At 64.2% G+C, this 13,181-nt stretch carries 9 protein-coding genes; 8 read left to right on the plus strand and 1 reads right to left on the minus strand.

The genetic code is table 11. The features are described 5' to 3' along the window. Positions 1–3: 3 nt before the first annotated feature. Positions 4–1,527: a transglutaminase-like domain-containing protein gene (locus tag ACPPVV_RS02910; protein WP_426701984.1), complete on the minus strand. Its 1,524-nt coding sequence runs from the start codon at positions 1,525–1,527 to the stop codon at positions 4–6. Positions 1,528–1,685: 158 nt separating this feature from the next. Between ACPPVV_RS02910 and ACPPVV_RS02915 the strand changes: the two genes are divergently transcribed. From ACPPVV_RS02915 to ACPPVV_RS02950, 8 genes are all read left to right on the plus strand, one after another. After that, the gene (locus ACPPVV_RS02915; protein WP_426701985.1) at positions 1,686–2,843 is read left to right on the plus strand and encodes a DUF819 domain-containing protein; all 1,158 of its coding nucleotides are present in this window, start codon (positions 1,686–1,688) and stop codon (positions 2,841–2,843) included. A gap of 27 nt (positions 2,844–2,870) precedes the next feature. After that, positions 2,871–4,274, plus strand: coding sequence for an SH3 domain-containing protein (locus ACPPVV_RS02920; RefSeq protein ID WP_426701986.1), 1,404 nt, complete (start codon positions 2,871–2,873; stop codon positions 4,272–4,274). A 56-nt stretch (positions 4,275–4,330) separates the two neighbouring features. After that, complete coding sequence (locus ACPPVV_RS02925) at positions 4,331–5,428, plus strand: dipeptide epimerase (protein ID WP_426701987.1); 1,098 nt, start codon at positions 4,331–4,333, stop codon at positions 5,426–5,428. Continuing rightward, positions 5,428–6,285, plus strand: a complete 858-nt coding sequence (locus ACPPVV_RS02930) for a MurR/RpiR family transcriptional regulator (RefSeq protein ID WP_426701988.1) — start codon at positions 5,428–5,430, stop codon at positions 6,283–6,285. The genes ACPPVV_RS02925 and ACPPVV_RS02930 overlap by 1 nt, the downstream gene beginning before the upstream one ends. A gap of 138 nt (positions 6,286–6,423) precedes the next feature. Further along, positions 6,424–7,203: a L,D-transpeptidase family protein gene (locus ACPPVV_RS02935; protein WP_426701989.1), complete on the plus strand. Its 780-nt coding sequence runs from the start codon at positions 6,424–6,426 to the stop codon at positions 7,201–7,203. After that, positions 7,200–8,438, plus strand: coding sequence for a dicarboxylate/amino acid:cation symporter (locus ACPPVV_RS02940; protein WP_426701990.1), 1,239 nt, complete (start codon positions 7,200–7,202; stop codon positions 8,436–8,438). Before ACPPVV_RS02935 ends, ACPPVV_RS02940 begins: the two co-directional genes overlap by 4 nt. Beyond that, a complete protein-coding gene (locus ACPPVV_RS02945; RefSeq protein WP_426701991.1) occupies positions 8,435–9,577 on the plus strand; it encodes an NAD(P)/FAD-dependent oxidoreductase in 1,143 nt (380 codons plus the stop codon). Before ACPPVV_RS02940 ends, ACPPVV_RS02945 begins: the two co-directional genes overlap by 4 nt. Before the next feature lie 435 nt (positions 9,578–10,012). Continuing rightward, complete coding sequence (locus ACPPVV_RS02950) at positions 10,013–13,141, plus strand: TonB-dependent receptor (protein WP_426701992.1); 3,129 nt, start codon at positions 10,013–10,015, stop codon at positions 13,139–13,141. Positions 13,142–13,181: the final 40 nt, after the last annotated feature.

Consider the following 13,181-nt stretch of genomic DNA (forward strand, 5'->3'; position numbering starts at 1 on the left):
TGGTTATCTGCTGTTGCGTCCCTGCGCTGCTGGCAGGATCTGCCAGTCAAAGTCGTAGCCCAACTTGTCGAAGTAGAGGTTCCCCCCCTTCCACTCCGCTTCTCCGCGCTGTGAATCGACATCGTCCGAGCGGAAGTGCTGTTTGGGCGGCTCGAAGCGACGCCCGAAATCGTCATTGAACGCGATGCGGTAGTTGTCCAGGCCGCCGAGGTAGAACCACTCCAGCGCCTTGTCGTCCGACGGCGCCGGATGCAGGCGGCCGGTGGTGACATCCATCGGCACCCAGCCGTAGGGGGCCAGATACAGATAGCCCCAGTCATGGATGTCGCTGTACTTGCCGTCCTCGGAGAACACCATGCCCGATTGCCAGCGCGTGGGGATGCCGTTGAGCCGGAGCAGGGTCATCAGCAGCAGCGTTTGCTGGCCGCAGTCGGCATGGCCGGCGTGCAGCGCGTAATCGCTGATGTTGGAAATGGTGGAGTACTCGCGCGCACCGGCCCATGGAATGAGGTCGACGGCGGCGAACAGTTTCTGCGCGATGCGGTAGGGATTTTTCTCGTCGCCGACGACCTTGCGCGAGAATGCGCGCATCGCATCGGTGAACACGATGTGCGGCGCACGCTCGGTGACGAATGGGGCCAGTTCGGGCGTGATCTTCTCCGCCTGCACCTTGTCAGCGTCGATGGCGTGGTACTGCGCCAGCAGGGTCAGCTCGTAGGTGACCGAGAACACCGTCTTCTGCCCGGCCACCGCCGGCTTTTCCAGGTGCACGGTGCGCTGTTTCGCCGATTCCGGTGCGATCGCGTGCTTCGTCGGCACGCTGCTGACATAGCGGATGTCTTCCTGCTGGCCGGGCACCGCCTGCGGATACGGGATCCAAGCACGCACGGTTTCACCGGCGGGCACGGCGTCGGCATCGACGGTCAGGGTCTGGGTCATGCGCACGCGTTGCGGCAACACGCTGCTGCGGTGTTCGTCGAGCGCGGCGTGATAGATCGCGCGCTGGTGGTCGTTGAGCGATTCCATCGCGCCCGCGCTGAGCGGCGTCTGTACCGCACGCTGCGCCAGCGCTTCGGGGCTGAGCCGGAACAGGTTGCTGGGCGAGCGCTTGAAGTACAGCGTGCGGCCGTCGATGACCTGATGCTCGAACAGGCCGGCGGCATTCCACTTGGCGAACTCGGCGTCGGTCAGGTCCGGGATCGACTTGCGCACCCGCGCCTTGACGTCGTCGGCACTGAGCGTGAAGTCGAGCAGGATGCGGCGCATCCGCTCGCGCTGGAACGCCAGCGCGTTACGGGTGTCGGCAGAGAGGTCCGGCTGCGCCAGCGCACGGGTGATGGCCGCGTCGGCGGCCTTGAAGTGCCCGGCGTCGATCTGGGTGATGATGGGCGTCACCGAGCGGTTGTCGACGCGGGTGCCGGCCAGGGCCGACCCGCTGCCGAACAGCAGGAAAGCGCATGCCGCGGCAATGTGCAGGCCACGCTTGCGACGACTTGTTCCCATGGCGGCAGTCAACGACGTACTCATTGATCGACATCCCCATCGAATCCCCGGAAACCGTTGTGTAACACGCTTGCAAATGGCGGTCAATAATTTATGCTTCGATCGAGCTTAGAAAGAATCAGCTATTCCTCGCCGGTGAAAACCGGCCTGTCCGCGAATGCCCGCAAACGATCCACAAGGGGATGCAAGTGATCCATACGGTCTGGCCCTATCTGGCGGTGATGTTGTTGGCCGCCGGCCTGTTTCCTGCGATGGAAAGGCATTTCGGCTGGAGGATTTTTTCGGTACTGCCTCCGATCGTGCTGACCTATCTGCTGGTGACCGCGCTGGCGGTTACCGGGCTGTGGCAGGTCAACGAGGAGATCCACACGGCGCAATCGACGCTGGTGGCGCGGCTGGTCCCGGCACTGCTGTTCCTGCTGATGATCAACTGCGATCTGCGCGCGATCTGGGCGCTGGGGCCACGCGTGCTGGCGGTATTTGCGTGCACCTCGATCAGCCTTTTCGTGGCGTTCATCAGCACCTTCCTGATCTACCATCGCTGGTTGCCGGGCGACCACTGGCAACCGCTGGCTGCGCTGTCCGGCAGTTGGGTGGGCGGCACGGCCAACATGATCGGGGTGAAGCAGGCGATCGGCATGTCCGATGGATTGCTGGCGATGTCGCTGCTGACCGACGCACTGTGCTACTCGATGTGGGTGGTCGTGTTGTTCTCGGTGGCGCGGCTGGCGCCGGCGTTCAACCGCTGGACCAAGGCGAAATCCAGTGGCGATATTCCGCTGGCGGCCACGAAACCGATCGGGCCGACCACTCCGGACAGCGTGCTGTTGTGGCTGGGCATGGCCTTGCTGGCCGCCGCGCTGGCCGGTTGGCTGGCGACGAAAATGCCCACCTCCAGCATGGTCAGTGCCACTACCTGGACGATCCTGCTGGCCACCGGCGCCGGGCTGGTCGTCGCCCACACGCCGCTGGCGCGGTTTCCGGGCGCCAGCACGATTTCCGGCGCGCTGCTGATCAGCGTGGTCGCGGTGCTGGCCTCGCAAAGCAATTTCCAGGGCATCGCCGCCGCGCCGCTGTACTTGCTGTGCGGCGTCACCATCATCGCGATCCACGCGGTGCTGCTGGTCGGCTTTGCGAAGCTGTTCCGCTTCGACCTGTACTTGTGCGGTATTTCCTCGCTGGCGCATATCGGTGGCGTTGCCGCCACACCGATCCTGGCGGCCAGCTATTCGGCCGCGCTGGTGCCGGTGGGCATCCTGCTGGCCTTGCTCGGTTACATCCTCGGTACGGGCTTCGGCCTGGTGGTGGCGTCGATCATGTCGACGCTGGCTGGCGCGTGATGCGGCCACAACAATAGGATCAAGACGATGCGACTTTCCCTGCTGGTTGTTTCCCTGCTTGCCCTCGGCTTCGCCGGCGCTCCATTGCAGGCGCGCGACACCAACGCCGCGCTGACGATACCGCCCTCGGGCGTGATGGGTGTCGGCGATGCACAACTGACGCCGGCTTTCTGGGTCGGGCAACAGGCACAGCCCGACCGGGTGATCATGGACCGCGCCACGATCGAGGCGGAAAACGCGAAGCTGTTGCAGGTCGATCCGTCGATGCACGACCTGCGCAAGCTGCCGGCGACGCTCACCCGCGAGCAGGTCAGTGGCTGGATCAACCACATTTCGGAGCGGCCCACGCGCCAGCTCTACGACGTCGAAGGCCGGCCGGTGACGTCGGCGGCGTTCGACGCCATGGTGGCCAATCTGGCGCTCGACAAGATTCCGGCCAGCCAGCCCACACGCTACGGACTGATCGTGCAGCGCGCTTCGTTCCGTGCGTTTCCGTCCGACCTCAGGGTGTTCAGTTCGAAGGGCGACACCGATATCGACCGCTTCCAGGAGACCGCGGAGTTCCCGGGCGTGCCGGTGGTGATTGCGCAGGCCAGCGCCGACGGCCAATGGCTTTTCGTGCTGAGCCCGCGCTATGCCGCGTGGACGCAAAAGGAGAACGTGGCCGAAGGCAGTGCGGCACAAGTCATGGGCTATGCCGACAAGACGCCGTACCGGGTGATCACCGGCGCCAGCGAGCGCACCGTGTTCACCCGCGAGCGCCCCGAGGTATCGCAGCTGCAGCTGGACATGAGCACGCGCGTGCCGCTGGCCAGCGGCCTGGCGCCGGATCAACCGGTGAACGGGCAGACCCCGTACGCCACGTACACGCTGGAACTGCCGTGGCGCGACGCTGCCGGCAAGCTGCAGTTCTCACCGGCGTTGCTGCAAAAGAACACGGACACTGCCGGTGACTATCTGCCGCTGACCCCGGCCAACATCATCAAGCAGGCCTTCAAATTCCTTGGTGAGCGATATGGCTGGGGCCACTCGTACGACGGCCGCGACTGCAGCGGGTTTGTCTCCGACGTGTATCGCAGCATGGGCGTGCAGATGCCGCGCGACACCAGCAAGCAGTCGATCAGCCCGGCGCTGGAACATCGCCTGTTCACCGACAAGGACAGCCGCGAGGCGCGCATCAAGGCCGCGCACGAGCTGCAGGTCGGCGACCTCGTCTACATCCCCGGTCACGTGATGATGGTGATCGGCCAGTGGCATGGCCAGCCGTACGTGATCCACGACGTGGGCGGCATGAGCTACTTCAAGCCGGACGGCAGCAAGGGTCACGTCAAGCTCAATGCGGTATCGGTCACCCCGTTGCTGCCGATGCTGTTTCATGGCGATCAGACGTTTGTCGATCGGATGACCAGCATCGTGCGCATCCGTCGCTGAGCGGCGGCGGGCTTTTCCAAGAACAAGAAGGACACGGATTCCATGAAGGTTTTGCCATGAAGATCACCGACATCCAGTTCGGCATGTTGCGGGTGCCGCTGAAGACGCCGTTCAAGACTGCGTTGCGTACGGTCAGCACGATCGAGGACATCGTGGTGATGATGCACACCGACACCGGCCAGGTCGGCTATGGCGAAGCGCCGGCCACGGCGGTGATCACGGGCGATACCCACGGCTCGATCATCGACGCGATCCGCCATTACATCTCGCCGCGCTTGATCGGCCAGGAGATCGCCGACCTCAACCACCTCACCCAGCTGATCCAGAGTGCGATGGAGAAGAACACCAGCGCCAAGGCGGCGGTGGAAATCGCGGTGTACGACCTGTGGGGCCAGCTCTACGGCGCGCCGCTGTACAAGCTGCTCGGCGGCGGCGACCCGGTGATCACCACCGACATCACCATCAGTGTCGACTACATCGACAAGATGGTGGCCGATTCCGTGTCGGCGGTGGAACGCGGCTTCGAGTCGTTGAAGATCAAGGTCGGCAAGGACATCGGCGTCGACATCGAGCGGGTCAAGGCGATCTACGCGGCGGTGGAAGGTCGCGCACTGCTGCGGCTGGACGCGAACCAGGGCTGGACCGCCAAGCAGGCGGTCTATGCGCTGCAGACGCTGGAGGACGCCGGCATCAAGCTGGAGCTGATCGAGCAGCCGGTAAAGGCGCGCGACCTGGCCGGCATGCGCTATGTCACCGAGCGCGTGCACACGCCGGTGATGGCCGACGAGAGCGTGTTCGGCCCGATGGAGGTGATCGAGCTGATCCGCATGCGTGCGGCTGACATCATCAACATCAAGCTGATGAAGACCGGCGGCATTTCCAACGCGATCCGCATCGCCGACATCGCCGCCATGTACGACATCGAGTGCATGATCGGCTGCATGCTGGAAACCTCGATCAGCGTCGCCGCGGCGGTGCATGTGGCCGTGGCCAAGTCCAACGTGATCGCCAAGATCGACCTGGACGGCCCCTCGCTGGCCCAGTTCAATCCGGTCGACGGTGGGGTAATCTTCAACGAATCGGAAATCTCGGTGACGGACGCCCCGGGCCTGGGTATCCGCGAAATCCGCGGATTGGAGAGGATCGAAGGTTGATGTCGCCGCTGGTCAAAATTCGTTCGGAACGCGACCAGATGTCGGCGGTGGAACGGCGTATTGCCGATTTCATCCTGGAGAACGCGCAACTGCTGCGCGATTACTCCTCGCAACAACTGGCCAACGCGCTGGGAATCAGCCAGTCCAGCGTGGTCAAGTTCACCCAGAAGCTGGGCTTCAAGGGTTATCCGGATCTCAAGTATTCGGTCAGCGAAGCGATCGTGCGCGCCGACAGCGGCGACGCGCCGCAGCTGGCGGCGTCGGAGGATGGCGAGCCCGGTGCCTCGCACGCTGGCAGTCTGTGGCGACGCAAATCCGAGGCGGAAGAAGCGACGCGGCTGATCAACGCACCGGAGACCATCCAGGCCGTCGCCGCCGCGATCGGCCAGGCCGGCAAGAACGGCAAGGTCTTCATCCTCGGTCTGGGCGAGGACGACATCTATGCGCGCGGCTTCGCGCTGAAGCTGTCGTTGCTGGGCATCCTCACTGTGCACAACTTCGATACCGCGCGGATGACCGCCAACGTCTCCGCCGCCAGCCCCGGCGATGTGCTGCTGGTGTTCTCCGAGCACGGCAACCATCTGGCGCTGTGCAAGATCAGCCGCTACTTCCGCGAGCGGCGCGGCCAGGTGATCACCGTGACTCGGCATACCGCCAATCCGCTGCGTACCCTGGCCGATCTCGCGCTGGTGGTGTCGGCGCACGACGAGCAGCCGTACATCCAGCCGCTGCTGTACCAGTCGGCACTGCAGCACCTGCTCGACGGGATATTCGTGTTGCTGTGCGAAGGGCACGACGACCGCCACGCGCAATTGCTGGCCAATCTCGACCGCATCCAGTTGATGCTGGAGCCGTAACCGCGATGCATCCACGGCACCACTTCTGCAGGAGCGCGCTCGCGGACGCTGGTCCTGCTTTGATTTTCCGAAGAAAAGCATCGCCCGCGAGCGGGCTCCTGCGTATCGCGTGACGATGATCTGCCGAATGGAAAACCGATGACTGTTCGCCGCCCAACCTTTGCCGTATTGACGCTTGCCATCACGCTCGCCGGTGCCGTACATGCCGGTACGACCAAGACGCCCTGGCATGCTTCCCGCCAGCTGGTGCTGGTGACGACGACCGACTGGAATATCGACCACGGCACCCTGCGAACGTACACGCGCGGTGAGCACGGCTGGGTTGCCACCGGCGTGAGCGTGCCGGTCACCATCGGCAAGAACGGCGCCGGCTGGGGTCTTGGATTGAACGCGCCGCAATCCGGCGGCCCGGTAAAACACGAGGGCGACAACCGCAGTCCGGCCGGCGTGTTCCGCATCGGCGACACCTTCGGCTACGCGGAAAAGATCTACACCGCGATGCCATACCTCGCGCTCAACGCCACCCAATACTGCGTCGACGTCAGCGGTGCGAAACACTACAACCGGATCGTCGATGCGAACGTGGTCGGTGCCGCCGCGGTGAAGGGCTCCACCGAACCGATGCGGCGCGACCTGCACGCCAACGGCGATCAGCGTTACCGCATGGGTTTCGTGATCGAACAGAACCCGCAGGCGAAACCGCAGGCGGGCAGCTGCATTTTCGGCCATCTGTGGAAATCGCCGACCGACGCCACGGCGGGCTGCACGGCGATGACGCCGGCGGTGATGCAGTCATTGCTGGCCTGGTTGCGGCCCGAGGACCAGCCGGTCTTCATCCTGTTGCCGCAACACGAATACGAGCGGCTGCGCACGACCTGGCAGTTGCCGGCGATCGCCGCCCCCGGTGGCGCACGATGAGTGCGACGGCCCGTGTACTTGTGGGACTGGCTGCCGGTGCGGTGATCGGGCTGCTGCTGGCGGGCTGGAATCCCGCGCTGGCGCTGCAGGTGGCGAATGTGGCGCAGCCGGTGGGCAAGCTCTGGTTGAACGCATTGCAGATGACCGTGGTGCCGCTGGTGCTGGCGCTGGTGGTGGTGGGCGTGAACACGGCCACCGACGCGGCGGCGTCGGGGCGCATCGCGCGTCGTGCCATCGTGGTGTTCATCGTGGTGCTGACCGGCGGTGCGCTGTTCGCCGCGCTGGCGGCGCCGATGGTGTTTTCGCTGTTTCCGCACAATCCGGCGCTGATCGTTGCGCTCGACCATGCCGCGATTCCCGCGGCCGCGCAGGCGGGGCCCATCAGCTGGGCCGACGCACTGACCGCGATGGTACCGAACAACGCGATCATGGCCGCGGCCCAGAGCGCGATGCTGCCGCTGGTGGTGTTTGCGCTGTTCCTCGGTTTCGCGCTGACCCAGCTGGCGCCGGAGCGGCGCGCCTTGCTGATGGAATTCTTCCAGGCGATCGCCGATGCGATGATCGTGATCGTGCGCTGGGTGCTGTGGGCGGCGCCGCTGGGCGTGTTCGCATTGATCCTGTCGGTATGCGCGCGGTCGGGGTTGGGCATGCTCAGTGCGCTGGGCGTGTATGTATTGGTCGAGTGCCTGCTGTACCTCTCGGTTACCGTGATGATGTTGCCGGTGGCGGTGGTTTTCGGCGGCGAGCGCCTGCGCCGCTTCGCCGCCGCGCTGGTGCCGGCACAGGTGGTGGCGCTCAGCACGCAGTCGTCGCTGGCTTCACTGCCGGCGATGCTGGAAAGCGCGGATCGCCGGCTCGGCTATCCGCAGCAGGTCACCGCACTGGTGCTGCCGATGGCGGTGACCCTGTTCCGGCTGACCAGCCCGGTGCAGTACGTCACCTCCGCGGTGTTCATCGCGTGGGCTTATGGCATCGACCTGTCCACCGCGCAGCTGATCGCCGGCGCGATGCTGGCGGTGGTGATCAGCCTGGGTTCGGTCGGACTGCCGGGCCAGGTTACTTTCATCGCCACCAACCTGCCGGTGGCACAGGCGATGGGCCTGCCGCTGAGTCCACTGGGATTGATGCTGGCAGTGGATACCTTCCCCGATGCGTTCGCCACCCTCGGCAACGTCACTGCCGACATTACCGCTGCCAGCGTGGTGACCCGGCAATCGCGAGGTGATGCCGCATGAGCGCGAATACTTTCGACTTTGACGCGATCGTGATCGGCGCCGGCATGGCCGGTGCCTCGGTGGCGTACTTCATGGCACCGCATGCGCGTGTGCTGGTACTGGAGCGCGAAGCTTACGCCGGCATGCATTCGACCGGCCGTTCCGCAGCGCTGTTCAGTGAAACCTACGGTTCACCGCAGGTGCGCGCGCTGACCCGCGCCGCGCGACCGTTTCTGGCGCAGCCGCCGCCGGGTTTCGCGGCGCAGCCGATTCTCACGCCGCGCGGTACCACCATCATCGGCAGCGCAGCGCAGGTGGACGACGTGCGTGCCATGTATGAGGCGATCGTGCCGTTCACCCGCGACATCGAACTGCACGACGGCGCCCGTGTGCAGGCAGCGGTGCCGGTACTGCTGCCCGAGTTTGCGCGGATCGGCCTGCACGAGCCCGGCGCGGCGGATATCGACGTCAACGAGTTGCACCAGGGTTTCCTGCGTGGCCTGCGTGCGCGCGGCGGACAGCTGCGGCTGGACGTCGACATTCGCGCGATCACACGCAGCGCAGGCGGCTGGCAGGTGGATGATGGCGAGCAGGTGTTCCGTGCGCCGCTGCTGCTCAACGCGGCCGGCGCCTGGGTCGACCGGGTAGCCACACTGGCCGGCGTGGCGCCGCTGGGAATCACGCCGAAACGCCGTTCCGCATTCGTGTTCGATCCACCGGAGAATCTCGCCACGGCGCACTGGCCGTTCGTCACCAGCTTCGACGAAAGCTTCTACTTCAAACCCGATGCGGGCCTGTTGCTCGGCTCCTGTGCGAATGCCGATCCGGTGGAACCGCACGATGTGCAGCCGGAGGAGTACGACATCGCGCTGGGCATCCATCGTATCGAGGAAGCCACCACCATGACGATCCGCCGACCGCGCCGTACCTGGGCCGGCCTGCGCTCCTTCGTCGCCGATGGCGATCTGGTCGGTGGTTTTGCCGCCGATGCGCCCGGCTTCTTCTGGGTCGCTGCCCAGGGCGGCTACGGTATCCAGACCAGCGCCGCGATGGGCGAGTTTTGCGCGCATCTCGCGTTGGGCCGACCGCTGCCCGCGCCGCTGCTGGACGCGGGCCTGTCGCCGGCGATGCTGGCGCCGAGGGAAGGCGGAAGGACGTGATGACTTCCCTGTCTGGCGCTCGGCGTGAAGACATCGATCCGGACTCGTTCCAGGCGCCTTGGTCTGCGCGGGAATCGTCGGATCGGCACATTTTTGTCTCTCATTCGCGGCGCAAATCACCCATAACCTTGGGTTATGCCATGCGCCGTTGTTTTCATTGGTGGCCGATGCCGACGCGTGACTATATTCGGCCGGTAGCAGTCTGCGTAAGCGTGGATTCAAGAGTGTCCGTGCTTGCTCGAAGCACGTTGCCGCCGAGTGCAGGATTCTGCGGCACGACTCCCACCCGTGCTGCCGCGAAATCGCCCTGGTCTGCATCGCTTGCGATAGCACCCGCTGCCAATCCGGGCATTCACTACCGAAGTCGACTGCAACGACATCTACAGGGTTGGTTCGTTAACAGGCAAGACCACTGACTGAATGGGGTGCATGACGATGAAGGGCAAACTACCGCGCGCGGCGCGTCGCAACGACGTCTTCCAGCGCAAGGCGCTGGCACTGGCCATCAGCTCCATCACGATGGGTTTTGCCGGCAGCGCGTGGGCGCAGGCGACCAATGGCACGATCTACGGCACGGCTCCGGTTGCTGCCGATGAAACCATCCAGATCACCGGCGGTTCGGGTTTCAACCGTGTCATTCCGGTGGACGCTTCCGGCAGATACTCGATCACCCTTCCCGTGGGGACATATACGGTGTCGCTGCTGCAGAGCGGCAAGGCCGTACAGAGTCGCACCGGGGTGAGTCCGGTGGCGGCGGGCGCGGTGGCGATCAATTTCGCCTCCGGTGCCAGCGCCACCAACGCGGAGACCCTCTCGGCGATCAACGTCTCGGCCAACTCTGTTCCGCCAATCGATGTAACCACGACCAACCAGGTCACCACGATCACGGCCAAGCAGTTGCAGCAACTGCCCTTGGCGCGGACCGCCGAGGATATCGCCCTGCTGGCGCCGGGCGTGGGCATGGGCTCGCCGCAATTGGGCACCGGCCCGCTGGGTACGCCGGTCAATGTGTTCGGTGGCGCCTCGGCGGCTGAGAATGCTTACTACGTCGATGGCATGAACGTCACCGAGGCGCTCAACAGCATGGGCGGCGTGACGCTGCCATACGGTGCCATCGAGCAGCAGCAGACTTTCACCAGTGGCTACGGCGCCCAGTACGGCCGCTCCATCGGCGGCGTGATCAACCAGATCGGCAAGAGCGGCGACAACGAGGTGCATTTCGGTGCGCGGGTGCTGTGGCAGCCGGCGAGCCTGCAGGCCTCGCCGGTCAACTATCACTACGTCAATCCACTCTCGACCGATCCGGGCAACCGGCCGGGCGACATCGCCTTCTACCGCAACAACGACAAGGGCACCGAGAAGATCTACGACGCTTACATGAGCTTCCCGATCATCAAGGACAAGCTGTTTTTCTTCATGGCTGCCGAGCAGGACGATACTGACTCCAGGTCCACCGACGAGTTTGGCGAAGGCGCTACCACCAGCGTGACGACCACGCACTCGCCGAAGCTCTATGGCAAGTTGAACTGGAACATCAACGACAGCAATTCCGTGACGGTGACCGGGCTGAGGAACGCGTACAAGACCTGGTCGAATGCCTACGCGTTCGATTACGGCACGTCGCAACGCAGCGGCCTTCCAGCGCAGCAGCCGACCTACAAGAACGTCTTCAATATGTGGACGGTCAACTACAACTCCTATCTGACCGACAACCTCACGCTCAGCGCGATGTTCGGCAAGATGCACGGTAAATACGGACAGATGCAGCCGTCTGATCCGGGTTTTGATCCGAGCCTGCCGCATGTTTCCAGTGCGTCGCAGCAGGATCCGGCGTTTGTGCCGCCGGGCGGTATCCGCAACTCGCAGACCAGCTCGGAAATCTCCGATCCGGCGCACCGCGAATCGATCAGCAATTATCGACTGAGCCTCGACTGGAAGCTGGGCGATCACGATGTCTCCATCGGTATCGACAACATCACCTCCCACGACCTGAGCGATGGTTCGCAGAACCCGGGACCAGGCTACGAGTGGATTTACGGCCAGAGCGCGCCAGGCCAGGCGGTTTTCGGCACCGATCCCAACGTTCCACCGTATGTTGCCCCGTCGAACCAGTGCAGCGTCGGCAGCGATACGAAAACGCACTGCTACTACGTGCAGAAGCACGTCGACCTCAGCGTCGCTTCAGTGCGTGTGACGCAGCATGCCCAATACATCCAGGACAACTGGCAGGTCACCCCGAACCTGTTGCTGAACATCGGCCTGCGTGATGACCAGTTCACCAACTACGACGCCTCCGGCGTACCGTACATCCGCGAGACCAAGCCGCAATGGGCGCCGCGCCTGGGTTTCAGCTGGGACGTGCATGGCGATTCCACGCTGAAGGTGTTCGGCAATGCCGGCCGCTATTACCTGGCATTGCCGGACAACGTGGCGCTGTCGATCGCCGCGCCGGTGATCAATGCCGGCCAGTACGGCACCTATACCGGCATCGATGCGAACGGTGTGCCGATCGGGTTCACCCCGTTGCCGCAGAATCCGTCGACCGGGGTATCGATCGACAGCGAATACGGCCAGGTAAAGGATCCGCGCATTTCCGCCGCGCAGAACATCAAGGCCGAGTTCTCCGACAACTACGTGCTGGGCATGCAGCAACAGTTCAACATGCTGGGCACGTCCTGGGTGTTCGGTGCCACCGGCACCTACCAGCGCATGAACCGCATCATCGACGACTACGACGCCATCCAGAACGAGTGTGCCGCGGGCGTGGCGCAGGGCTACGCATGGATGACGCCGGCCGATTGCGATCAGTATGCGCAGAGCCTGATCCTGATCAATCCGGGCGTGACCAACGACATCCTGATGAAGGCGCCGGACGGTTCACTGGTGCCGGTGAAATTCACCAAGGCGGACCAAGGCTTCGCCAAAGGGCCGGAGCGCAAGTACTACTCGCTGGACCTGTCGCTGGAGCACGCCTGGGACGGCAAGTGGTTCGGCAAATTCGACTACGTGTTCGCGCGCAGTTGGGGCAATGACGAGGGCCCGGTCAGCACCTACGCGCAACAGGGCGGTTCGTACGAGTCGATCACCACCGCGTGGGACTTTCCGGAGCGAATGGATTTTTCCAGCGGCATCCTGCCGAACAGCCGCAGGCATCAGTTCAAGATATTCGGCGCGTATGCACTCACGCCGGATTTGACGCTCGGTGCCAACCTCTACATCACCTCGGGCACGCCGAAACTATGTCGTGGTGGATACGGACCGACCGAGGAAGCCCTGCATGGTTCGCACACCTACTTCTGGTGCGGCGGCAAGCCGGTGCCGCCAGGTTCGGTGGGCTTCACGCCCTGGGTGCACGACGTCGGCGTGAACGTGGACTACAAGCCGGGCTGGGCGCAGCACAAGCTGGACTTCAATCTCGCCGTCTTCAATCTGTTCAACGAGCAGACGGGGATTTTCTACAACGACTCGTTCGGGACCACCGCCAGTCCCAATCCCGACTACGGCAGGCTTGAGAACACCCGGAGCCCACGCTACGCGCGTTTCTCCGTCGCCTACGATTTCTAGCATCACGCGGCGAACCTTCGACGCCGGGCTCGTGCCCGGC

Source organism: Rhodanobacter sp. Col0626 (assembly GCF_049994385.1).
In the GTDB taxonomy this organism is placed as follows: domain Bacteria; phylum Pseudomonadota; class Gammaproteobacteria; order Xanthomonadales; family Rhodanobacteraceae; genus Rhodanobacter.

Coding starts and splice junctions, on each gene's coding strand:
- ACPPVV_RS02910 (WP_426701984.1), bottom strand. CDS start 1,527: ATGAGTACGTCGTTGACTGCCGCCATGGGAACAAGTCGTCGCAAGCGT.
- ACPPVV_RS02915 (WP_426701985.1), top strand. CDS start 1,686: ATGCAAGTGATCCATACGGTCTGGCCCTATCTGGCGGTGATGTTGTTG.
- ACPPVV_RS02920 (WP_426701986.1), top strand. CDS start 2,871: ATGCGACTTTCCCTGCTGGTTGTTTCCCTGCTTGCCCTCGGCTTCGCC.
- ACPPVV_RS02925 (WP_426701987.1), top strand. CDS start 4,331: ATGAAGATCACCGACATCCAGTTCGGCATGTTGCGGGTGCCGCTGAAG.
- ACPPVV_RS02930 (WP_426701988.1), top strand. CDS start 5,428: ATGTCGCCGCTGGTCAAAATTCGTTCGGAACGCGACCAGATGTCGGCG.
- ACPPVV_RS02935 (WP_426701989.1), top strand. CDS start 6,424: ATGACTGTTCGCCGCCCAACCTTTGCCGTATTGACGCTTGCCATCACG.
- ACPPVV_RS02940 (WP_426701990.1), top strand. CDS start 7,200: ATGAGTGCGACGGCCCGTGTACTTGTGGGACTGGCTGCCGGTGCGGTG.
- ACPPVV_RS02945 (WP_426701991.1), top strand. CDS start 8,435: ATGAGCGCGAATACTTTCGACTTTGACGCGATCGTGATCGGCGCCGGC.
- ACPPVV_RS02950 (WP_426701992.1), top strand. CDS start 10,013: ATGAAGGGCAAACTACCGCGCGCGGCGCGTCGCAACGACGTCTTCCAG.